Origin of the sequence: Pseudolysobacter antarcticus (genome assembly GCF_004168365.1) — a bacterium.
GTDB classification, from domain to species: domain Bacteria; phylum Pseudomonadota; class Gammaproteobacteria; order Xanthomonadales; family Rhodanobacteraceae; genus Pseudolysobacter; species Pseudolysobacter antarcticus.
In genome coordinates, this window is sequence record NZ_CP035704.1 from 3856136 (window position 1) to 3880109 (window position 23974).

Below are 23974 nucleotides of genomic sequence, written 5' to 3' on the forward strand. Positions count from 1 at the left end.
TTTAATCTGCACAGACTTTGCGCTGTGAGCGAACGGAGAGTTGCGTTGCACGAAGCTGATGAGCACCCACCGAGCCCGAGCGCGGATCTTGATATCCCGCTCTGCGTCGATCTCGACGGCACGTTGCTGCGCTCGGATTTGCTGCTCGAATCGGCGCTCAGCCTGCTGCGTCGCAATCCATTTTATCTGCTGAGTTTTGTCGTGTGGCTGATCCATGGCAAAGCGCGATTGAAGCGCGAGATTGCGTTGCGCGCGAATGTCGACGTGAGCCTGCTGCCGTACGACACGCGCGTGCTGACATGGCTGCGCGACGAAAATATCGCGCGCAAAAAAGTGCTGTGCAGCGCCAGCGATCGGTTGCTGGTGGATGCGGTCGCCAACTATCTTGGCGGCTTCGACACGGTGCTCGCGAGCGATGGTCTCGTGAATCTTTCCGGCTCACGCAAGGCGCAGGCGCTGGTCGAAAATTATTCCGAGCGCGGTTTCGATTACGCCGGCAATGCCGCGCCGGATATGCAGGTGTGGTCGCACGCGCGGCAAGCCATCGTCGTCAATGCCAGTCCGGCGTTATTGCGGCGTGCGCGAAAAGCATTTTCGGTGACGCAGGTTTTCGCGCGCGAAAAATCCGGCGTGCGGATCTGGGTGCGCGCGTTGCGCCTGCATCAGTGGCTGAAAAATCTGCTGATCTTTTTGCCGCTGCTCGCCGCCCACATGCTGTTTGCACCGCAGGCAATTCAGCGCTCGATAGTCGCATTTTTCTGCTTCGGCCTGTGTGCCTCGGGCGTGTATCTGCTGAACGATCTGCTCGATCTCGAATCGGATCGTCGCCATCCGCGCAAACGTTTGCGCCCGTTTGCCGCGGGCACATTATCGCTGGTTGCCGGGCTGGTCGCCGCACCACTGCTCGCGCTGATTTCGTTCGCTCTCGCATTGTTTCTTTCGCCGATATTCGCCGCGGTTTTGCTCAGTTATTACGCGCTGACCCTGGCGTATTCGTTCGCCCTCAAACGTATCGCGATGCTCGATGCGATCGTGCTCGGCGCGCTCTACACAGTGCGCATCGTTGCCGGCACGGTGGCTATTCGCACCGCGTTGTCGTTCTGGTTGCTCGCGTTCTCGATGTTCCTGTTCCTGAGCTTGGCGATGCTCAAGCGCTACACCGAATTGCGCGGTCTGCGCGACGCCGGCCAGACCGAAGCGAGCGGTCGCGGTTACGCGGTCGATGACTTGCCGCTGATCGAATCCCTTGGCGGTTCCAGCGGATTTCTCAGCGTGCTGGTGCTCGCGCTATACATCAACAGCACCGCGAGCGAGGTGCTGTATCGCCATCCACAAATGCTGTGGATGCTGTGTCCGTTGTTGTTGTACTGGGTCAGCCGCGCGTGGTTGATCGCACATCGCGGCGCGATGCATGACGATCCCGTCGTATTCGCGCTGCTCGATCGTATCAGCCGCATCATCTTGGTGTTGTGCGGCGCTGCCATCGTCGGAGCGATCTGATGCCGACCGTCGGCAGCAGTTGGGGGCGCTATCCGCACGTCACCCAGAACATCGTGCCGCTGCATTGGCGTGGCGCCGAGTTGCCCACGCCTGACGGCACCCTGCTCGCCTATGGCAACGGCCGCAGTTATGGCGACAGTTGTCTGAACGATGCCGGCAATCTGCTGGTTACGCGTGGACTGGATCGGTTGATCGCGTTCGATCCAGGCAGCGGAATTCTGCGCTGCGAGGCCGGCGTTTTGTTCAGCGAAATTCTCGATCTGGTGATACCGCAAGGCTGGTTTCTGCCAGTGCTGCCGGGTACGAAATTCATCACGGTCGGTGGCGCGATCGCCAACGATGTGCACGGCAAGAATCATCATCGCGCGGGCACGTTCGGCGAGCATGTGCGGCAGTTCGAATTGCTGCGTTCGGACGGGTCGCGTCTGCTATGCGACCGTACGCAAAATTCAGAACTTTTCCACGCCAGCATCGGTGGACTCGGCCTGACCGGTTTGATTGTGTGGGCAGAATTTTCGCTGCAGCGCATCGCCGGGCCGTGGCTCGCGACCGAAACTCTGCGCTTTGAAAATCTCGCGGAATTTTTCGCGCTGTCGAGTGCTTCCGAAAAAGATTACGAATACAGCGTCGCCTGGATCGACTGCTGCGCGCCAGAAGCCAAGCTCGGCCGTGGCTTGTTCATGCGCGCCAATCATGCACAGGTGAGCAATGCAAAACGTCCACCGCGGCAACGCCATCTGCGCATGCCGTTCACGCCGCCGCTGTCGCTGGTCAATCGCGCCAGCCTGCGTCTGTTCAACACGCTGTATTATCACCGCCCAATCGCGGCGCATGGACTGAGTCATTACGAACCGTTTTTCTTTCCGCTGGATTCGATCGCCGAGTGGAATCGCATGTACGGCCCGCGCGGATTTCTGCAGTATCAATGTCTGGTGCCGCCGCAAAATTCTGCAGAAGTCGTCGCCGAGTTGTTGCGCATCATCGCGCGCAGCGGCACGGGATCTTTCCTCGCCGTGCTCAAGACATTCGGCGAGCGCGAGGCGGCGGGGCTGATGTCGTTTGCGCGCACCGGCACCACGCTGGCGCTGGATTTTGCGAACGCCGGACCGAGCACATTTGCGCTGCTCGATCGGCTCGATGCGGTGGTCGCTGCGGCCAGCGGTTCGGTGTATCCGGCCAAGGACGCACGCATGAGCAGCGCACATTTTCGTCAGTATTTTCCGCAATGGGAAAAATTGCAAACCCATATCGATCCGAAATTCTCATCGAGTTTCTGGCGGCGAGTCACGGAGTAAATATTACATGCGCAGAGTCCTCATCATCGGTGCGACATCGGCCATCGCGGAAGCCACCGCGCGTCTTTTGGCCGCGCGCGGCGACAGCTTGTTTCTGGTCGCACGCGATGCCGATCGACTGCAAACCATCGCCACCGATCTCGGCGTGCGCGGCGCAGTGCGCGTGGCGACCGCAACTTTGGAAGTCACCGATTTCGACGCACATGCCGCGGTCATCAACGCGGCCAGCCTCGCGCTCGGCGGCATCGATACCGTGCTGATCGCGCACGGTACGTTGTCGGATCAAATCGAATGCCAAGGATCGGTCGATGCGTTGCGTCGCGAGTTCGTGATCAATGCACTTAGCACGATGGCACTGCTCACGCCGCTGGCGAACCTGCTCGAAGCGCAAGGTTTCGGTACGCTCGCAGTGATTTCCTCGGTCGCCGGTGATCGCGGTCGGCAGAGCAATTATGTCTACGGCTCGGCCAAGGCTGCGCTGTCGGTTTTCCTCGGTGGATTGCGCCAGCGTCTAGCGAAATCGAAGGTCAACGTGCTGACGATCAAACCGGGATTTGTCGATACGCCGATGACTGCAGCGTTCAAGAAAAGCGCGCTGTGGGCGCAGCCGGCACAAATCGCCACGGGCATCGTCAACGCGATCGATCGTGGTCGCAGCGTCGTTTATCTGCCATGGTTCTGGAGCATCATCATGCTGATCATCCGCAGCATTCCCGAACCGATTTTCAAACGCCTCAAGCTCTGAATGGATAGCGCAAAAAGCATGTTGGCGAAAGACGCAAAAATCGTATTGACCGGTGCCGCTGGGCTGGTCGGACAGAATCTGATCGTCGAACTCAAGGCGCAGGGTTTCACGCATATCGTCGGCATCGACAAGCACGAATACAACCTCGGTATCCTGCGCGAGCTGAATCCCGATGTCGAAATTGTCTGCGCAGATCTGGCCGAACGCGGCGCGTGGGAAAACAGTTTCGACGGTGCCGCGTGCATCGTGCAATTGCATGCGCAGATCACCGGCAAACATGCTGACTTATTCGTGCGCAACAATATCGCGGCGACCAAAAATGTATTGGCTGCGGCGCAGAAAAATACCGTGCCGTATCTCGTGCATATCAGCTCGTCCGTGGTGAATTCGGTGGCCGACGACGACTACACGCACACCAAACGCGCGCAGGAAAAACTCGTGGTCGAAAGCGGTCTGCCGCATTGCATCCTGCGCCCGACGCTGATGTTCGGCTGGTTCGATCCGAAACATCTCGGCTGGCTGTCGCGCTTCATGGCGAAGACGCCTGTGTTCCCGATTCCCGGCGATGGCCGCTACATGCGCCAGCCGTTGTACGAACGCGATTTCTGCCGCTGCATCGTGCGCTGCATGCAGGATCAGCCAGTCGGCGGCGTCTACGATATCTGTGGCGATACACGCATCGATTACATCGACATCATCCGCACGATCAAGCGCGTGAAACGTTTGCGCACATTGATCGTGCCGATTCCATACGCGCTTTTTCGCCTGCTGCTGCGCACCTATTCGATCTTCAGCGCGAAACCGCCGTTCACCGCCGATCAACTCAAGGCACTGACCGCCGGTGATGAATTCCACGGTATTGATACCGCGCAAATCTTCGGCGTCGAACAGACCCCGTTCGAGGCCGCGATCCGCGAAAGTTATACTGATCCGCGCTACAGCAAGGTTGTACTGAAACGATGACACTCACGGCACAACCGCAATCCATATCGCCGGAGAAATCAGCTGGCCGCAAACATTTCGCGATCATTGGCGCCGGGCCGATGGGCTTGATCTGTGCGATGGAATTGCTCAAGCACGGTCACCAAGTCGATATCTACGAACGCGATGACCGGATCGGTGGCATGTCGGCGAGTTTCGATTTCGACGGTCTCGCCATCGAACGTTTTTATCACTTCATCTGCAAGACCGATGCGCCGTTATTCGAGTTGCTGCAAGAACTCGGCCTCAGCGACAAGCTGCGCTGGACCGATACCGAGATGGGATTTTTCCACGCTGGCAAATTGCATCGCTGGGGCACGCCGTTTGCGCTGCTGAAGTTCGATGGCCTCGGCTGGATCGACAAATTCCGCTACGCGTTGCACGTGATGTATACCAAGGGCATTCGCGACTGGTCGAAACTCGATCGTGTGGGTGCAACGCCGTGGCTGAAAAAATGGCTCGGTCAACGCGCCTACACCGTGTTGTGGCAACGTTTATTCGAACTCAAATTTTTTGAATACAGCGAGTCGCTATCGGCCGCCTGGCTCGGCACGCGGATCAAGCGCATTGCGCTATCGCGCCGCAGCCTGCTGCAGGAATCACTCGGTTATCTGCAAGGTGGATCGGAAATTCTGCTGGAAAAAATGCAGCAAGCCATCCTCCAGCGTGGTGGTGCAATCCATCTGAAATCCGGCATCCAGCGTGTGACCACCGACGGTTTCGGAAAAGTGCGCGGCATCGTTGTGAACGATGCAGAGCGCAGCATCGATGTCGTGATCAGCACCGCGCCGATCCAGTTCGTACCCGACCTCGTGCCCGACCTTCCGCCGGCATTTGCCGCGCAGGTTCGCGCCATCGTCAACATTCCCGTGGTGTGCGTGATCTTCAAACTCAAGCAGCCGCTGACGGATAATTTCTGGATGAATATCTGCGATAGCAGCATCGATGTTCCGGGCGTGATCGAATACACCAATCTGTGCCGGTTCGATGCGGCGAATGGGGATCCGTCGATCGTCTACGCGCCGTTCTACATGCCAAAAACGCATCCGAAATATGCGCGATCAAACAGCGAATTCATAGCCGAGACACTCGCTTATCTGGCGCGCCTGAATCCGCAATTCAACGCCGACTGGGTGCTCGCGAGCCATTGCCATCGCTACGACTTTTCGCAGACCGTGTGTCCGCCCGGATTTGCGCAGATGCTGCCGCCGATGCAGACTCCGGTCGCCGGGTTTTACATGGCCGACACATCGTATTATTACCCCGAAGATCGCTCGATCTCGGAAAGTCTCAAGGTCGGAAAAACCCTGGCGCAACTCGCTGGCGAGTATGCTGGCTAGTTTCGATAACGAATAATTCCGCTGGCGCCGGTTCACGAGAATCACGGCCCACAAAATTTCTACTGGAGAAAAAAATGGAGCTCGAACAACTCTATCGCCATCGTTTTCCCGAGAGCGAGCTCGCCGCCAAACACGCGATCTGGCAGGTGCTGTGCAAGGATTTTTTCAGTCGGTATGTCAAACCGGATGCGACGGTGGTGGATATCGGCGCGGGTTATTGCGAGTTCATCAACAACATCCAGGCCGGCACCAAGATCGCGGTCGATCTGAATCCCGAAGTGAAGCAGCGCGCCGCCGCCGATGTGCGCGTGATCAACGAATCCTGCACTGCAATTCGCGAGCTTCCGGGCGACAGCGTCGATGTCGTGTTCATGAGCAATTTCCTCGAACATCTGCCGAGCAAACAGCTTGTGCTCGAAACCTTTCAGGAAGCGCTGCGCATCCTGCGACCCGGCGGTCAGGTCATCATCCTGCAGCCGAATATCCGTTTTCTCTATGCGGAATATTGGGATTTTTTCGATCATCACACCGCGCTGAGTGATCGCAGCCTCGTCGAAGGCCTCGAACTCGCCGGGTTCAAACCGACCCTCGTCATTCCACGGTTTTTGCCTTACACCACCAAAAGTCGCCTGCCGAAAGCGGCGTTTCTGGTACGCCTGTATCTGCGTGTTCCGCTGGCTTGGCGCATCCTCGGCAAACAGGCGCTGGTGATCGCCGAAAAACCGTGAGCGCAGCATGAACCGCGCGCGTGAACCAGAATCGCCGCCAAACTCTGCGGCGAATAATGCCCAAGGCAGCGACTCGAACGAATCGAAACGGTTTTTGCGCTTTCTGTTTGTGAGCGCTATCGCCGCGGCGGCAAACTTTGGCAGCCGCATCGTGTTCAGCCGGTTTTGCGATTATTCGCTGGCGATATTTTTTGCATTCGTCGTCGGCATCACCACGGCGTTCGTGCTCAATCGCGCGCTAGTGTTCACGGCATCGAAAAACCAGTTGCACCAACAGATGCTGTGGTTTCTCTTGATCAATCTCGGCGCATTGGTGCTGACGCTGGCAGTGAGCCTGCTGTTCGCGCGGATCGTGCTGCCCGCGCTAGGCATTCATTCCTATACCGAGGAAATCGCCCATGCGCTGGGCATATTGGCACCGGTGATTACGAGCTACCTCGGCCACAAACATCTGACCTTCAGATAATCGCGATACTTTTTTCAAGGGTTTGAATATTTATGCGTGCACCACGAGAATTATTTTCGAACACGACTTTTCGATTATTATTTCTCGTCTGGCTTTGGGCGTTTCTCTGCCACACGATTCAGATCCTGCGCTATTCGTCCTCATTACCTCTGGCCGATCAGTGGGATAGCGAAGCGTTTTTTCTGCTGAAGCCGTGGGTCGAGAGCAATCTCAAATTCTCGCAACTGCTCGCACTGCACAACGAACATCACATTTTCTTCAAACGCATTTTCGATCTCCTGGTATTTTCGTTGAATTCGAACTACTGGGATAATCGTGTATTCGCAATTGCCAATGCCGGAATTTATGCCGCGATGATTGCGAGCCTCGCATTCATCGCAAGCAGGATCGAAAATAAATTCAGTCGCAATGCACTGCTCATATTGATCGTCATTTTGCCAATGACCTTGATCGATAGCGAGAACACGCTTTGGGGTTTCCAGAGTCCGTTTTATTTTTCATTGCTGTTCTCGTTGCTGATCCTCATGATTTGCAGCAAGCACGCGCTTTCGCTGCGAGATTGCATGATTGCCGGCGTTCTTGCTGTGTGTTGCCTCGGCACGCTGGCGTCCGGATTTCTGGTCGCGCCGGTCGCCATTTTTCTGGTGCTGGCGGGAATGACGAATGATCGCGAAAACAGGAGGTCGCGAATCCTGCTCATCGCAATACTTTTCCTGGTCACGCTATTCGGTTATTCGCTGATACCCAAACTCGGCGATGGCGATGAATTGAGAGCGCAATCCGTACTCGAATTCATTACCGGCACCGCACGCGTCCTGGCGTGGCCGATACAACTGTTTCCACTGGCGTGGCTATCGGTCGCTGCCTGGAGTATTCATGCACTGCTCAAACGAAAAGCCTTATCGCGAGTCGACGCATTTTTTATTGGCCTTGCGATGTGGGTTTTCCTACAGGCAATCGCCATAGCCTATGGACGCGGCCATTCGCTGATCGCAGTCCCTTCTCGCTATACGGATACATTATTGTTGGGGCTGATTGCCAACCTGTATTTCGGCTGTCGTTTGTTCCAGGCTTCGCAATATATCCCACGGCCATTTTTACGAGTGGCGGGTCGCACCTCAATGGTTGCGCTTGGCATTTGCATGGCGCTATTTTTCGGCGTTGCAACAATAGATGGCGTGCTTGAGGCGAACATTACGCAAGCATCACGCCAATCCACCCTATTCGTCACTCGGGCGTTGCTGCATGACCCGACCATTGATGTCGACAAGTTCGAATTGCCTTACCCGAGAAAGCCGCGGCTGGCGATGTTGCTTGCCGATTCGACGATGCAGCAACTGTTGCGAATTGATAAGAACGATTTGCCGCTGCCTTGCGATGCGAAGCGCGTCGGTTTGCTCTCGCGAATGGTCTGTGCCGCGGAAGCCATTGTTCCGCATAACCCGCTCGGTCTGTTCGCGCGGAGCGAACGAAAGTCGCCGGATCGCAGCCTGTCAAAATGTCATCTCGATGATTTCTCCGGCGGATCTTCGGCGACGAATCTGCCCGCGAATCTTCCCGTGCGATTTACCGGCTGGGTGATCTCCGACAACTTCCCCTACTTTTCCGTATTCAACCAGCCAAGGATTTTGCTGCTTGGCAAAGATGTCGAATATGCCGTGACGGGTGTTGCGCACGCGCGCCCGGACGTTGCCACTGCGCTGAAGTCTGCGCGTTATCATTGGACCGGCGTCGACATCACTACATCCGCGTCCGGCGTCGCTGCAGGGGACTATGAAATTGCGATACGGAATGCGAATTCGGTGCCATGCAAAACAGGAACATTCGTTCACAAACCCTGATCCACGGAGCGGCAATTCCACGCAGAATAATTGCTGCATCGTCGCTTGTACTGGTGATCGACCACCACCAGCGATGAATGCAAAAACGCACACCGTCCAAATGTAACAACCAAGGTAAGTCATGATTCTTGATGTGCGGTCGCAAAGCACGGCCGATCTGGAAATCCGCAAAAATAGCATCCGCATCGGGTTTCTGCTGGCGGTCTTGACGATCGCTGTGCTTGTTTTCCGTCGTCCCGATCAATTTTCGAATCCGTATATCTGGGTCGAAGACGGCACGACCATTCTCAACCAGTACATCGAACACGGTTGGCTCACGCTTTTTTATCCGGTCAACGGCTATTTCATCACTCCGACCAAAATCATCCACACGCTTTCATTGGCGCTATCGTTTCGCTGGTTTCCCGAGATCAGCTACTGGCTGACGATGCTGTTCACGATTTCCGTGATATGGGCCATCGCCCTGTGTCCGACCCAACTCAGGCATAAAACCTGGTGTGCGGTCAGCGTACTTTTTATCCCCACCGGCTCTGAAGTTTTTGCAGTGTCGGAATATGCATTGTGGTGGGGTGGGCTGTTGCTTTTTTTACCGCTGCTGTGGGAAAAAAATGACGAAAAACTTTCAGCGCGATTGTTTCTGATTGTGTTCGGTGGGCTGTCGTCACCCCTCGTGATTTTTCTTTCGCCGATTTATTTGTTGCGAACTTTTTTCACGCGCGCACGAGTAGACAATGTGATCGCGGGCGCCGTCATCCTGGTTGCGGGGATTCAAGCGGCGGCGATCCACTTCAGTCGGCAGTCACCGCAATGGGACAAACTCAGCTTCAGCCTTCCGTTGCTGGCAGGAAAATTTTTCGGCTGGTTCGAATACTGGTCGCTGGATCCGGCGATGACCCCGATGATCGCTGGCGCCGCGATCCTGCTCGGGCTCGTATTGCTGGTGTGCTGCTGGCCCAAGCTGCGCCGCTACGATTTCGTGATGGTCTTGCTTTGCATCGCGTTGCCGCTGTGCATCTTGTCAGCCATCCTGCGCGCACCATTGCCCGCCATCGATCCGTACATCACCGCACCACGGTACTTTTTTTATCCGTTCATCCTGATCAGCTGGATATTGATTCAGAGCCTGAATTCCAACCAGCCTTTGCGCTATTTTTTTGTGCTGGCTGCTTTGGCAAGCGCATGGATCAATTTTTTACTTTTCGCACCGTGGCATCATTCATTTATGGATTGGCGCAAACAGGTGATCGAATGCCTCGCGCAACCCGAATTCACTTTCCAGATTCACTTTCAGGGACGTGCCGATTCGCAATGGGGTGAACGCTTGACCAATGAACAATGCAAGACATTGGTCGAGTCGAGTTTGTTCAACGGCAAAAATTAGCAACCGCGGAATTCAATGCTAAAACGTGTTATCGCCGGGACACAGACGTGCTCCAGGTCACGATTGTGTTGCCTGAAAATGTATCCGTGAAACACTGATTTCAACTGAAAAACTCAGCTTACGATGACCTTGAGCCAACGCCCGCCATCCCGATCGAAATCAGTCATCGCAATCCTTCGCTGGCTCGTGATCGTTGCGTTCTGCGCGTTCATTTTTCTGCAAAACCTGCGCTTCGGTGCAGCGCCAGATATCGGCATGGATTCTTCCTGGACCGAAGTCCTCGCATGGGCCGCATTGCGACACCTGCACTGGGGGCGCGATATCGTTTTTACCTACGGACCACTGGGCTTTCTGCACGGCGGAACGAGTTATGTACCGGGTATTCTGTCCGCTTACATCACCGGACAGGTTTTACTCAGCACCGCATTTGTGGCGATCACCGCTTACCTGCTGCGTCGTGCGCACTTGGCTATGTTCGCTTTTTTTGCTGCGGCCTACACCGCATCATTTCTGTGGATCGCTGCCGATGTGGCATGGGCGTTGATATTTTTGTTTGGCACGACCATCGTGATTGATTCACGCACATCGATTGGGAATTTTCGCTCGCTGGTTTTACTCACGACTTTATCCGTTATCTTCGCTTCGATTGCGCTAATCAAGTTCAGCCTTTTTCCGCTGTGGATCCTGTGTGTGCTCGTATTGCTGGCCGACAGCCTGATTGTCGGATCAACGCGGCGCGCTCTTTTTATTGTCGTTGTTTTCCCGGCTGTGCTGCTGCTGACTTGGCTTGCCTGCGCGCAGGATATCGGTGATTTTCCACTCTATCTGCGAACGAGTTTCGAGGTTGCCGCCGGCTACGGAAATGCGATGGGCATGAGCGCACCGCCACTGGTCGGAATCACCGGCGCAACCTGTATGGTCATGCTTGGTGCGTTATGTGTTTTTGCTGCTTATCGTTGCCGCCGCGATGCGTCCACACTGGTCATTCTGGTGGTTTATCTTGCGGCGGCATTTCTCACTTGGCGCGCAAATTTCACGCGTGCTGATCACGCGCCATGGTTCTTCACCTATTTCTCGGTGATGCCGTTTGGTTTGTTGTGCTACCGCCCCACCGCGGCAATCAAACCGATGCGAATCGGTCTGATCCTGCTGATCTTGATCAGCACCGCACCCGCCCTGATCGACGGCAACGACGTGGTTTCACGCTGGCCGCAGGCGTGGACCGAAATCGGCTGGCACGCGAATACGCTGATGCATCTGCCGGAATTACAAACTCGGCGAGATATGGAATGGCAGGCGTTGCAAAAGCATACCGAACTGCCGCGAATCAAACAGCGCATCGGCGCGTCGAGTGTGGACATGTTCACGGTCTCGCAAGGCATATTGCTGAGCAACGATCTGAATTACACGCCACGTCCAGTATTCCAAAGTTATTCCGCATACACACCTTATCTGGCACGTCTTAACGAAACATGGTTGCTCGGCGCGCAAGCGCCAGCGTTCGTCGTGATGCAACTGCAAACCATCGATGGCCACCTGCCGCTGAGCGAGGATCCGCTCGCGTTTATCGCTCTCTTGCAGCACTACCGACCGGCATTTATGGAGCATGACATCTTGTTACTTGAACGCGATAAGACCGCGCGCGCATTGCCGGTTGTAGCGCCGGCATCGTGGCTGCATAAAAAACTCGGCGAACAGATTTCGCTCGACAACGTATCGAAGCAATTAGCGCTCGCCTTCATCAAAGTAGATCTCACGCCGCTCGGGCAAATCTTCACCGCACTATTGCGCGAACCTCCATTAAAGATCGTGGTAACGACCGCCGCAGGTGAATATGCGTATCGATTCCTGCGGCTAACTGGTGCATCGGGTTTTGTCCTCTCACCCCTGATCAGTTCCACTCAGGATTGGGTGTCGCTGCAATTGAGTATGCCGGTTGCACCGGTGCTCGGCTTTCGCATCGAACCGGAAACCCCATGGCAGAGACTGTTTTTTGAGGATGACTTGCAGGTTGGATTCGAGCAACGCGACTATCTGCACTTGACCGCCGACAACACCTCGGTCGATCTCGCGAGTTTTGTCTACCCTGGCTTCAACTTGATGCCGACCGAAAAACATGGCGAGGGCGATATCATCCTTGATGACGAGAAAAAGGCACTGTTCATCCACGCGCCAGGCCATCTTCGTTTCTCGCCGACCGCGGCAACATATCGCGTCTCCGGCGAATTCGGTGTGCAAGCCTCAGCGTTGACCAACCACGCCTGCGACACCGCCGATGGCGTCGGCATGAGCGTGATTCGCCTGCGAGAGAATGTCGAATCGCAGTTGCTGCACATCGAGCTTGATCCGTGGCACGTGGCGCAAGATCGCGGCGCGCATCGCTTTGAAGTCAAGGATGTGAGTCTGGAGCTCGGCGACAAGATCGAATACCGCATCGACCCCGGTCACGCTGGCAGCAATACGATCTGCGACTGGAGTTATGTGCGCGATCTCAAATTCGATGCGCAGAACGGCGATAGTTCGCCTTGATTCACTTGGTACAGCAGATCAAGCTTCGCCAAAGCGATGCTTAAGGTATGATTTGCTCGGGGGCAATATTCGAACGCTGAAAGCGCTGGCGCAAACTGCGCTTCGATACGGCAACCGTCCGTCTTATTTGATAGATCACTGACTCATCTCGATCGTTGCCACATGTCCTCATTTGAAGAACTCTACCTCGCTGCCAATCCCGATGTTGCCAACGCCGTGCGCGACGGGCAGTTCGAATCCGGCATGCAGCATTATCTGATGTTCGGTAAACGCGAGGAGCGTGCGCTGGTTCCGATCCAATCCCGCGCACGGGAGCTGACTGAAAAAGTGGCGCGGGAAAAAGCGCGCAAGCTGGAAACCATCGCGCCACTGTTGCGCACCGATATGCCATGCGTAACCTCGCCATTGTGCTTCGATTTCCTGAACGCCGAACTGCGCGCACAGTTCGATATCATCGATACGGATATCGTGAGCGGCAACGGTTATGACCAGCATGTGCTCGACCTGATCGCACGCCATCCGAACGGGCTCATTCTTGATTGCGGCTCGGGCAACCGTTCGACGTATTACGACAACGTGGTCAATTTCGAAATTGCCGCCTTCGACTCCACCGATGTGCGCGGCGTCGGCGAAGTATTGCCGTTCGTTGACGGCGCCTTCGATGCGGTCATCTCGCTGGCGGTACTCGAACATGTCACCGATCCGTTTCGCTGTGCCGCGGAAATAAAACGCGTCCTCAAACCGGGCGGCGAGCTGATCTGTTGCGCCGCGTTCCTGCAGCCGTATCATGGTTATCCACACCATTACTACAACATGACCCACCACGGCTTGCGCAACTTGTTCGCCAACGAAATCGATATTGATCGCATCGATGTTTACGACAGCGTGCGCCCGATCTGGTCGTTGAACTGGATTATCCAAAGCTGGGCTGAAGGGCTGAAGGGCCAAACGCGCGAAGATTTCCTGAATATGCGATTGGAAGAATTTCTTGTGCCGCCCGCGAAATTTCTCGGCGCACCGTTTGTCACCGAGTTGCCGGTCGCGAAGAATCTCGAACTCGCCTCAGCATGCGTATTGTTCGGCAAAAAACAGCTGTAATTCGGCGTTTTTGCTAAACGCGATCCTTCATCGAAACGCGTAACGATCGAGAAGATACTTTTGCGATTTCATCGATCGGCGTCTGCCTGCCGACATTCGCTTGGCTGACGCCGCGCGCGTCAGCTAAAACCAGACGCCCTCGCTATCGCATGATTTACGTCTGTGCACGGAATCGCAAAGATGGCCGAGGCGTATACTGGAATTCGTTTTTCGCGAAGGCGAATACTCATGAGCAATGATTCGACCTCACCCATCATGCGTTTACTGTTGTCGACGCAGGCGCCGCGATGTACGCCAGGCAGAATAACGCGTGCAGCCGCACCATGGCTCGTTTTCGCATTGAGCGTGATCGGTGTGTTGATCTCGGCAAATCCCGCCCTCGCGCTCAGCGTCACCCAGCCCAGCGCCGCCACCGTGATTGCCGCTGGCGACGACTATGCCACGCAGGTGCTCGGCAACGCGTGGGACATGAGCGATGCCGTCGATATCGACACCGAAGAATCCGGCCTGATGAGCTCGCAAGTTTTCAGCGCCGGCATTTTCTCCGGTGCCACGACCGGCAACGGTGCCAGTATCTATCCCTTGTTCATGGGCTACAGTGGCTCGATCAACCTGAGCCGCGGCGCGAATTTTCCGATCGCCACGTCGCACTATCGCTACGTCACGATCAAACTGCGCGTGCACTCCGCTTCGCAAAACGTCAACCTGTATTTTCTGCTTGAGCCGAACAGTTACAGCACCGGCACATATGGCGCCTCTCATTATTTCCCGCTGGTCGCAAACCAGTGGACCACTGTCACGATCGACATGATCAACGATGTCTATCCGGCGCCGACCTCCGGCATCCAGTGGACCGATCAAGCGAGCATCACCGGCCTGCGCATCGACCCGGCGAACGGCACAGGCGTGAGTTACGACATCGACTGGATTCGCCTCACCGCGCCTGCCACCACGGCGCAGAAAACCTCGGTGCAATGGACCGACTCGGGCTACACCGGCACCTACAAGATCGAAGCGCTCGATATTGGCAGCGCTCCCGTAAGTTATACCCTTGCCGCCGCCGCAAGCGGTACAAGCTATCTTGCAGACACGACTTTTCTCGCGCCGGGACAATACCAGATCAAGGTCACGCGCAATGGCGACAGCACGACCGCATCGAGCGCCACGTTTCGTATCAACAACCCCGCCCAGATAGCCTTGACCTCACCGAGCGTGCGCGGCGAGCAGGCGCAGAATTTTGCCTCGGTAGTGGTCGGAAATTCGTGGGGTCCGCCACCGAGCGGTGGCGTGTTCAGTGCGACGGATTTTCTCAGCATCGTCAATTTCAGCAACGTCAGTTATACCAATCCTGCCGGGACATTCTCCGCGCGTCCGACCAATAACGATCCGAATCTGCGCCTTAATCAAGGTGGACATACGATCGATCCGACACTGTATCGATCGTTGTGTTTCACGATGCAGGTGTCCGGCGCCCGCAATGTGGGTCTGGGTTCTGTCGCACGTTTTTTCTGGAGCAGCAACGGCACCAACCTGACGACATCGGGACCGATCGTTCTCGACACCGGCCTCAGCGAATATTGCATGGCCGATCTGGCCACGGTGCAATTGGACAATACCGCTGGTGGCACTTGGCTGGCCGGAAGCAAAATCCTGCTTCGTCTCGACCCGCATGAATTTCCTGTATCCAGCGCTTGTACCAGCACACCGACTCCGGCTAGTTGCTACGACGTGCAATTGAACTCGGTCGTGCTATCACCATTCGCGCAAGCCAATCCGGGTTATACATTCACGTGGAATCTGGCGGATGCGGACAACACCTCGGCGACGTTGAATCTCTATCTCGATCCCGACAACACTCCCGGCAATGGCAACGAGATTGCAATCGGCAGCGTCGCCGCAAATAACGGCAACGGCCAACTTGTCTGGCCCGGTTCGTCCGCCATTCAATACGGCACCTACCACGTTCTCGTGGTCGCGGACGACGGTGTAAATAGCGTCAGCCAATACGCAGGTGGTGTGATCGTGATCGGTGCGCGCGATGGAATTTTCCGCAACGGATTCGAGAACTGAGCGGTATCACGCGCGTCATTTTCTCGACGCGCCGTTTGCCTCATTCGCGGTCGATTCGAGATTTCATTCCAATCGCCGCAACCAGGTATCCGTTCGCCTACATTGGCAAGCCGCGCGCCGTTATACTGCAACGATAATCTGTCGATGTGTCATCGCGATACGCGGCAATCCCATCCGGAAATCGTCTGTCCATGAACGTCAATACAAACCAAATCCTGCTGCTCGGCATGCATCGCTCGGGAACCTCGGCCATCGCACGCGTGATCGGTTTGATGGGCGCGTGGATCGGTGAAGAGCACGCCCTGCTTGCGCAGCATCCGACCGACAATCCGACCGGATACTGGGAGCGCCAGGACGTCACCCTTGCACATCACGACTTTCTGCTGGCCACCGGCAATCACTGGGATACGCTGGCCAACTTCCGCGCCGAAGCCACGCCGATCGCGGCGCAGACGCAACTGCGGGATCGACTGCGCCCGATCGTCGCCGAACTCGATGCACACCCGCCGTGGCTGTTGAAGGATCCGCGCCTGTGCCTGCTGTTGCCGCTGTGGCAGTCGTTGCTGCAATCGCCGGTGCATGTGATCGCGGTGCGCAATCCGGGTGAAGTCGCCGCCTCACTTTTGCACGGACCACGCGGTGCGTATTCCACGCATTTCCTGCTCGCGCTGTGGGAAAAATATCTGCTTAGCACGCTGACAGCGTTGCGCGGAAAAACTGCGTTATTCGTTTCCTACGAGCGTCTGCTGACCGATCCGCTGAGCGAATGCACGCGTATCTTTGTCGCGCTGCGCGACCTTGGTGTGGCTGGCTTGCACGCCGCCGATCAGCAGCAGGTGCAGGCGTTCATCGACACAAATTTGCACCGTAGCCACGCGATATCGCACACGCCGTTGAGCACACAGCAGGCCGCGTTGCATGCGTGGCTCGAAGTACAAACTGCCGCCAACGGCGCGGTGCAGGTCGAGGATTTTCCGATCAATGACGGAATCGATGCCGTACTCGCCGAATATGAAATCGCGATTCGCCACGCGCGCGCGCAAGCGAACGCTGAGGCGCAACGTAACGCAATAGTCGAGACGACCAATCAGAAGAAACAACTTGCACAACTGCAGGCGGATATTTCTTCCGTACACGATTTGCAACTGACTCAGCTGCACGCGGAATTCGCGCGACAGCAGGAGCTCACAGCGCAATTGCTGATGGATGAAAAGCTGCGCCATGAAGAACGACAACACCGCATCGCGCAAGCCTTGGCGGGCGAACAACAGCAGCGCCGTCGCGCCGATCTGGGAGATGCGCACCACGCCAACCTGCAGTCGCAGATCGCACAACTCAGCAGCCACATCCAAACGCTGCAGGGGGGCATTCATGCGATGCAAAACTCGCTGGCGTGGCGTTTGTCGGCGCCACTACGAAAACTCGGCGAATTGCTGCCGCTACGGCTGTCGTATGCCACCGAGCAACAGCTGTATCGATCGTTCTATGCACTGTCCGGTGTGAGCCCGGCACGCAAGCGCGCGCTGGTGTTGTGGCTGCATCGCCGTGCGCCATGGCTGACGCGCAATACCTTGTCGTATCAGTTGTATCAGAAGACGCGAGAAATCCGTCAGCCGTCAGCGAACGTCAACGCTGTGCCGCGCATGGACAACACACGCGCGGAGACGATCATCAATGCGCTGCCATCACGACCGCTGATTTCGATCGTGATGCCGGTCTACAACGTCGAGCGACGCTGGCTGCTGCTTGCGGTGGAATCCGTGCAGCGACAATTTTACCCGCACTGGGAATTGTGTATCGCCGACGATGCATCGACCAATGCCGATACGCGCGCGGCCTTGCGTGAGATCGCCGCGCTCGGCGACAAGCGCATTCGCATGGTCAAGCTGAAGAAAAATCTCGGCATCGCCGGCTGCTCGAATGCAGCATTGAAATTGGCCAGCGGCGAATATATCGGCCTGCTCGACAACGACGACGAACTCACGCGCGATGCGCTGCTCGAAGTCGCGCAGCGCATCGTCGCCGAGCAGCCCGACGTGATTTATTCCGACGAGGACAAGCTCGAGGAAAACGGCGCGCACGTCGAAGTGCATTGCAAATCCGACTACAACCCCGACTATTTTTTCTCGATCAACTATATCTGCCATTTCGCCGTGATTCGGCGCGCGCATCTCGCCAGCATCGGCGATTTCCGCGATGGCTTCGATGGCGCGCAGGATTACGACCTGCTGCTGCGCGCGACCGAACGCAGTGACCGCATCGTGCACATTCCGAAAGTGCTATACCACTGGCGCAAAATCGAAGGCTCCACCGCCAGCACCAGCACGGCCAAACCGAAGACCACCGAAGCCGGCAAGAATGCGCTGATCGAATCGATGCAGCGACGTGGCATCGACTGCGCCGTGGAACTCGGCCCGTACCCGAATACGTTCCGCGTGCGCCGCACGATACTCGGCAATCCGCTGGTCAGTATTCTGATTCCGTTTCGCGAACAGCCCAAGCTGCTGGATGCCTGCGTCTCGTCGATCCTGGAAAAAACGCGCTACCAGAATTTTGAGATTCTCTGCATCGACAACGGCAGTGTCGAGCCGGCCACACTCGCGACGATCGGCAGCCTGCAACAGCGCGATCCAAGAGTGCGCGTGTTGCGCTACGACGCGCCGTTCAATTATTCGGCGATCAACAATTTCGGAGTAACCCACGCGCGCGGCGAACACATTCTGCTGCTCAACAACGACACCGAAGTCATCGGCGAAGAATGGCTGGATTCGATGCTCGAGCATTCGCAGCGGCCCGAAGTCGGCGTGGTCGGCGCGCGCCTGCTGTATGAAGACGGCACGATCCAGCATGCCGGGGTACTGGTCGGCCCGGGCGGCGTGGCCGGTCACGCGCATCTGTTCTTGCCGGGCGATCATCCGGGCTATTTCGCACGCGCGCAGCTTGTGCAGAATCTCAGCGCGGTCACGTTTGCGTGCGCAATGACACGACGCGATGTGTTCGAGCAGCTCGGTGGCCTCAACGAGAACGAACTCAAGATCGCCTTCAACGACGTCGACTATTGCCTGCGTGTGCGCGAGGCTGGTTATCTGATCGTCTACACGCCGTATGCGTTGCTGCATCATTACGAATCGAAATCGCGCGGTTACGAAGATACGCCGGAAAAACAGGCGCGTTTCAGCAACGAAGTGCGCTACATGCAGAAGCGTCACGCCGCGATCCTCGAACGCGGCGACCCCTATTACAACCCGCAATTGTCGCTGAGCAACACCTTCCATCCCGATGCGGGTTATGCCCAAGAGTTGCCGTGATCGCGGCAATTTACTACGCGCGAATTTGACCAGCCGCGCGTGCTCGCCGTACTGATCATCAACTATCGCACAGCGCAGGCATGCATCACCTGCCTGGATGCCTTGCTCGCGCAAATCGATGCCGGCACGCGCGTGTTGTTGTTGGAAAACGGCTCGGGCGATAGCGACAAAAATACGCTGATCGAATACGCCACGTTGCACGCGGATCAAATCGAAATTGAAATCAGCGCGAGCAATCTCGGTTTTGCCGGCGGCATGAATCTGCTGCTCGAACGTGCACTGCGCGATGCGCGCATCGACAGCGTGCTTTTGCTCAATAGCGATACACGACCGATCGCGGGATTTCTGCCAGCGATGCAGCGTTTGCTGAATCCGGCCACACGTTGCGAAATGATCGCGGCACGTTTGCTGCGCCCCGACGACGATGCGATCGACAGCCTCGGCATCACCTTGTATCGATCAACGCTTGCCTCGAACCGCAAGCGCGAGGATGAAATCCTGCTCGGCCCGACCGGCGGCTGTGCGTTACTGTCACGCCGCCTGCTGGAAGATCTGCACAGTACGCATGGCGAATATTTCGACACCGATTTTTTTTGCTACGCCGAAGATACCGACCTCGTGCTTCGCGCGCGCTGGCTCGGTTATCAGCCGGCCTACGCGACCGATGCGCTGGTGTATCACAGCGGCTCGTTATCGTCGGGCGGCGCCGGCAGCGATTTTGTGTTGTATCACGGCATCCGCAATTCTTTGTGGTGGCTGATCAAGAACGCACCGCCGGGATGGTTGCTGCGATCGCTGCCGTGGTTCGTCGTGCTGCACGCCGGTATCTGTCTGCGCCATCTGCGCCGCGGTCGCATGCGCGTGCTGTGGCGCCTGTATCGCGATGCATGCCGCGGCGTGCCGGCGATGCGCAAAAAACGCGCGCTGATACGCGCTGCACGAAGAGTACCAGCCAGCGATTTTTCGCGGTGGGTGGAACCGCGTTTTTACGAGCGCGATTATGTGCGACGCGCGTGGTTCGAGCTTTGGCGCAAACTGGGCTGACTGAGCGTGATCAGCTCAGCGCGGCATCCAGTTCGGCGCGCAGATCGGCGATATCCTCGACACCCACCGAAAGCCGGATCAGTCCATCGCTGATGCCCAGACGCTTGCGGTTTGCGGCCGGCACGGATGCGTGCGTCATGATTGCCGGATGCTCGATCAAGCTCTCGACGCCGCCGAGCGATTCGGCCAGCGCGAACAAGTGGCAACGCTCGAGCATGCGCCGTGATTTTTTCAACCCGCCCTTTACCTCGGCGCTGATGATGCCGCCAAAACCATCCATCTGGCGTTTTGCCAGCGCGTGTTGCGGATGCGATTTGAGGCCCGGATAAATCACTTTTTCGATCGCCGGATGTTTCTCCAGCCAGCTCGCGAGTTCGCCCGCGCCAGCACAATGTGCGCGCATGCGCAGGTGCAAGGTTTTGAGGCCGCGCATCGCGAGGAACGAATCAAACGGCCCGCCTACAGCGCCGACCGAGTTCTGCAAGAAGCCCATGCGCTCGGCCATTTCCTGATCGTTGGCAACCACGATGCCGCCGACCATGTCGGAATGTCCGTTGAGATATTTGGTCGCCGAATGCAGCACCAGATGCGCGCCGTGTTCGATCGGCCGCTGCAGCATCGGCGAGCAGAAGGTGTTGTCGACGACAAGAATCAGGCCGTGTTTTTTTGCGAACTCGCCAAGCATTTTCAGATCGACCAGCTTGAGCATCGGATTGGTCGGCGTCTCCGCCCAGATCATGCGCGTATTCGGTTTCAGCGCGGCTTTCAAGGCCGCACGATCGTTCAGATCGATGAAGCTGAAATCTAGCCCGGCGCTGCGTTTGCGTACACGCTCGAACAAGCGGTAAGTGCCGCCATACAGATCGTCCATCGCAATGATGTGATCACCAGCATCGAGCAGATCGAGCACGGTCGCCGCGCCCGCCAAACCCGAGGCAAAGGCAAAACCCGCGCTGCCGCCTTCGAGATCAGCGACGCAACGCTCATACGCCATGCGTGTTGGATTTTGCGTGCGCGAATATTCGTAACCCTGATGCACACCGGGACTCGATTGCACATACGTCGAGGTGGCGTAGATCGGGGTCATGATCGCGCCGGTCGACGGATCGGGACTTTGCCCGGCGTGGATCGCACGCGTACCGAGACCATGCGCAGAATTCTTGGATTGTTTTTTCATCGGACACGCCTTTTTTCGCGAAAACCAAATTCCAGATAATGGGTATAAGCATCAACGCCTGCCGCCGCGACATCGGGATTCAAACGCAGATAATCCGCTCCGTTGAATTGCGCGCGTTCCAGCAGCGGAAATTCGAGCAGATGATTCGGTGAGCCGGTGTAGTCGTGGTAACAGACGCAGCCTTCGGCAAAATAATGGCAGACCAGCGCACGCCGCGAACTGCGCATGTTCTTGATGCGCGAACCGCCGTGCAGCAAGTTGGCATGCCAGAAAAACACGTCGCCTTTGTTGGCATGAAAGTACGATGGCGCGAGTCCGTTTTCGGCGATATCGCGCTGCACGCGCGTTTCGTATTTCGTGTGATACGACATGTAACTCGCGCGGCCTTCATCAAGACCGATGCCGCACTCGCGCGTATACACGTACGGCAAGCGATGGCTGCCCGGATAAAATTCGAGCGGGCCGGAGTCCGGCGCGATGTCCTCGAACGCAATCCAGTTCGCCACGAGATAACCTTGCGGATACGTGGTCATGTGGATCGAATCGGAGTGCGCGAGCTGCTGGCTGCCCTTGTGTCCGGCAATAGTCTGGAACGGCAGACTGGTGACACCGAGCAGCAACGAAACCAGATCCGCAGCGGCAGTATCGCGCAGGATCGCATCGAACTCGGACACCTTGAAATGCGGATTCAGCACACGCCCAGGCAAGGTGTTTTCGCTGCTCGGATCGTAATCCTCGACCGGCACCAAAACCTGCTGCGCAATCAGGCTTTCGTAGCGGCGCCACGCCGTGTCCAGCATCGCATCCGAGAACATTTTCGGCACGATGACATAACCGTTCTCAGCCCAATGGCTGCACAACTCGGCCTGCTCGGTGCTGATTTCGCCGCGCTGCAAAAGCGACTCGACCTGCACACGCCAATCCGGTCGATCCAGCCACGGCAGCTGATTCGACGGCGGAAAATTCTCGGCACGGAATACCTGGATATCGCGGATATCGACAGCCGGGCTCGGAGTGACAGGACTGAATTTCATGCGACGCGATTCCCCCAATAATCGAACAACTATTGTACGCGCCGACGCAAATAGTTCAGCAGGTCGATGCGTGTGATCAAGCCAAGGAATCGTTCGCCGTCGCTAACGATCGCGACGTGGCCGGCGTCGAATACCGGCAGCAATGATTCGATCGCCGATTTCACATCGAGCTTTTTCAACGTGCTGACCATCGCGGTGGACACCGGATCGCGGAACCGCGATTCGTCGCCATAAACATGCAACAGCAAATCCGACTCGTCGATGATGCCGACAATCTGGTCGCCATCCATCACTGGCAGCTGCGAAACGTCATACAGTTTCATGCGCTGGTACGCCGTGGTGAGCGGCTCGCCCGGGCCGACCACAACGGTGTCGCGCTGTGAGTAGGGGCGCAAAATCAGGTCGCGCAGATCGCCATACGTTTCGCGCTCGATAAAGCCGTTGTCGAGCATCCAGTAATCGTTATACATCTTCGACAGATATTTGTTGCCGGTGTCGCAGACGAACATCAGCACGCGTTTTGCTGTGGTCTGTTCGCGGCAATATTTCAGCGCGGCGGCGAGCAAGGTGCCGGACGACGATCCACCGAGAATACCTTCCTTCGCCAGAAGCTCGCGGCCGGCGAGAAAACTTTCCTTGTCGGTAATCGCGTAGGCTTTTTTGACGCGCGTGAAGTCGCTGATCGGCGGCAGGAAATCTTCGCCGATGCCTTCCACCATCCAGCTCGCAGACTTGGTCGACAACGTGCCTTCGTTGATGTATTGCGTAAGGATCGAACCGACCGGATCGGCGAGGATCATCTCGACATTCGGCGCGTGTTCGGCGAAACAGCGCGACAGTCCGCTCATCGTGCCGCTCGATCCGCAACCGAACACGATCGCGTCGAGCTTGCCTTCCATCTGCGCCAGAATTTCCGGGCCGGTTACCTGCTCGTGCGCACGCGGATTATCGGGATTGCCGAACTGGTTGATGAAGTACGCGCCGGGCGTTTCGCGCGCAATGCGTTCGGCCAGATCCTGGTAATACTGCGGATGCCCCTTGGCAACATCCGAGCGCGTCAGCACAACTTCCGCGCCCATCGCCTTGAGGTTGAAAATTTTCTCGCGGCTCATCTTGTCCGGCACGACCAGAATCAGCTTGTAGCCCTTCTGCTGCGCGACCAGGGCGAGGCCGATGCCGGTATTGCCGGCGGTGCCTTCGACCAGCGTATCGCCCGGCTTGATCAAGCCTGCCGCTTCGGCGCCGCCGATCATCGACATGCCGATGCGATCCTTGATCGAGCCGCCCGGATTATTGTTTTCGAGCTTGAAGAACAGCTCGCACAATCCGGTGTCCAGCTGCTGGGCCTGCACGATCGGCGTGTTGCCGATCAGTTCGAGTACGCTTTGATGAATAGTCATGCGAATTCCGGCGCGTGCCACACACCAGCGCTGCTCG

General features: G+C 56.9%; 17 protein-coding genes. 14 read left to right on the forward strand and 3 right to left on the reverse strand.

Annotated elements, in window-relative coordinates:
- Positions 1-45: 45 nt before the first annotated feature.
- The 14 genes from ELE36_RS16580 to ELE36_RS16645 all read left to right on the forward strand — a co-directional run bounded on the left by ELE36_RS16580 (position 46) and on the right by ELE36_RS16645 (position 20326).
- The gene (locus ELE36_RS16580) at positions 46-1500 is read left to right on the forward strand and encodes a UbiA family prenyltransferase (RefSeq protein WP_242512293.1); all 1455 of its coding nucleotides are present in this window, start codon (positions 46-48) and stop codon (positions 1498-1500) included.
- Positions 1500-2795: an FAD-binding oxidoreductase gene (locus tag ELE36_RS16585; protein ID WP_129835243.1), complete on the forward strand. Its 1296-nt coding sequence runs from the start codon at positions 1500-1502 to the stop codon at positions 2793-2795. Before ELE36_RS16580 ends, ELE36_RS16585 begins: the two co-directional genes overlap by 1 nt.
- A 7-nt stretch (positions 2796-2802) precedes the next feature.
- On the forward strand, positions 2803-3540 hold the full coding sequence (locus tag ELE36_RS16590; RefSeq protein ID WP_129835245.1) for an SDR family oxidoreductase: 738 nt from the start codon (positions 2803-2805) through the stop codon (positions 3538-3540).
- A gap of 18 nt (positions 3541-3558) precedes the next feature.
- Complete coding sequence (locus ELE36_RS16595) at positions 3559-4503, forward strand: NAD-dependent epimerase/dehydratase family protein (RefSeq protein ID WP_129835247.1); 945 nt, start codon at positions 3559-3561, stop codon at positions 4501-4503.
- Positions 4500-5861 carry an NAD(P)/FAD-dependent oxidoreductase gene (locus tag ELE36_RS16600; protein WP_129835249.1) on the forward strand — a complete coding sequence of 454 codons (1362 nt, stop codon included), beginning with the start codon at positions 4500-4502 and terminating at the stop codon, positions 5859-5861. The genes ELE36_RS16595 and ELE36_RS16600 overlap by 4 nt, the downstream gene beginning before the upstream one ends.
- 74 nt (positions 5862-5935) lie before the next feature.
- On the forward strand, positions 5936-6589 hold the full coding sequence (locus ELE36_RS16605; RefSeq protein WP_129835251.1) for a class I SAM-dependent methyltransferase: 654 nt from the start codon (positions 5936-5938) through the stop codon (positions 6587-6589).
- Positions 6590-6596: 7 nt separating this feature from the next.
- Positions 6597-7055, forward strand: a complete 459-nt coding sequence (locus tag ELE36_RS16610; RefSeq protein ID WP_129835253.1) for a GtrA family protein — start codon at positions 6597-6599, stop codon at positions 7053-7055.
- A gap of 656 nt (positions 7056-7711) precedes the next feature.
- Positions 7712-8896: a hypothetical protein gene (locus ELE36_RS16615; RefSeq protein WP_129835255.1), complete on the forward strand. Its 1185-nt coding sequence runs from the start codon at positions 7712-7714 to the stop codon at positions 8894-8896.
- 121 nt (positions 8897-9017) lie between these two features.
- A complete protein-coding gene (locus tag ELE36_RS16620) occupies positions 9018-10277 on the forward strand; it encodes a hypothetical protein (RefSeq protein ID WP_129835257.1) in 1260 nt (419 codons plus the stop codon).
- 255 nt (positions 10278-10532) lie between these two features.
- Positions 10533-12806, forward strand: a complete 2274-nt coding sequence (locus tag ELE36_RS16625; RefSeq protein WP_129835259.1) for a hypothetical protein — start codon at positions 10533-10535, stop codon at positions 12804-12806.
- Between the two features lie 162 nt (positions 12807-12968).
- On the forward strand, positions 12969-13904 hold the full coding sequence (locus ELE36_RS16630) for a class I SAM-dependent methyltransferase (protein WP_129835261.1): 936 nt from the start codon (positions 12969-12971) through the stop codon (positions 13902-13904).
- A 228-nt stretch (positions 13905-14132) separates the two neighbouring features.
- Positions 14133-15974 (forward strand): hypothetical protein, encoded by a 1842-nt coding sequence (locus ELE36_RS16635; protein WP_129835263.1) that lies wholly within the window; start codon positions 14133-14135, stop codon positions 15972-15974.
- A gap of 191 nt (positions 15975-16165) precedes the next feature.
- Positions 16166-19282: a glycosyltransferase gene (locus tag ELE36_RS16640; protein WP_129835265.1), complete on the forward strand. Its 3117-nt coding sequence runs from the start codon at positions 16166-16168 to the stop codon at positions 19280-19282.
- A 39-nt stretch (positions 19283-19321) separates the two neighbouring features.
- Positions 19322-20326, forward strand: a complete 1005-nt coding sequence (locus ELE36_RS16645; protein WP_129835267.1) for a glycosyltransferase — start codon at positions 19322-19324, stop codon at positions 20324-20326.
- Positions 20327-20336: 10 nt separating this feature from the next.
- Here ELE36_RS16645 and ELE36_RS16650 read toward each other — a convergent pair whose 3' ends face one another.
- From ELE36_RS16650 to ELE36_RS16660, 3 genes are read right to left on the reverse strand one after another with little or no spacing between them, the layout of a single operon-like run.
- Positions 20337-21503 (reverse strand): trans-sulfuration enzyme family protein, encoded by a 1167-nt coding sequence (locus ELE36_RS16650; protein WP_129835269.1) that lies wholly within the window; start codon positions 21501-21503, stop codon positions 20337-20339.
- The gene (locus tag ELE36_RS16655; RefSeq protein ID WP_129835271.1) at positions 21500-22537 is read right to left on the reverse strand and encodes a phytanoyl-CoA dioxygenase family protein; all 1038 of its coding nucleotides are present in this window, start codon (positions 22535-22537) and stop codon (positions 21500-21502) included. Before ELE36_RS16655 ends, ELE36_RS16650 begins: the two co-directional genes overlap by 4 nt.
- Before the next feature lie 29 nt (positions 22538-22566).
- A complete protein-coding gene (locus tag ELE36_RS16660) occupies positions 22567-23937 on the reverse strand; it encodes a pyridoxal-phosphate dependent enzyme (RefSeq protein ID WP_129835272.1) in 1371 nt (456 codons plus the stop codon).
- Positions 23938-23974 lie beyond the last annotated feature (37 nt).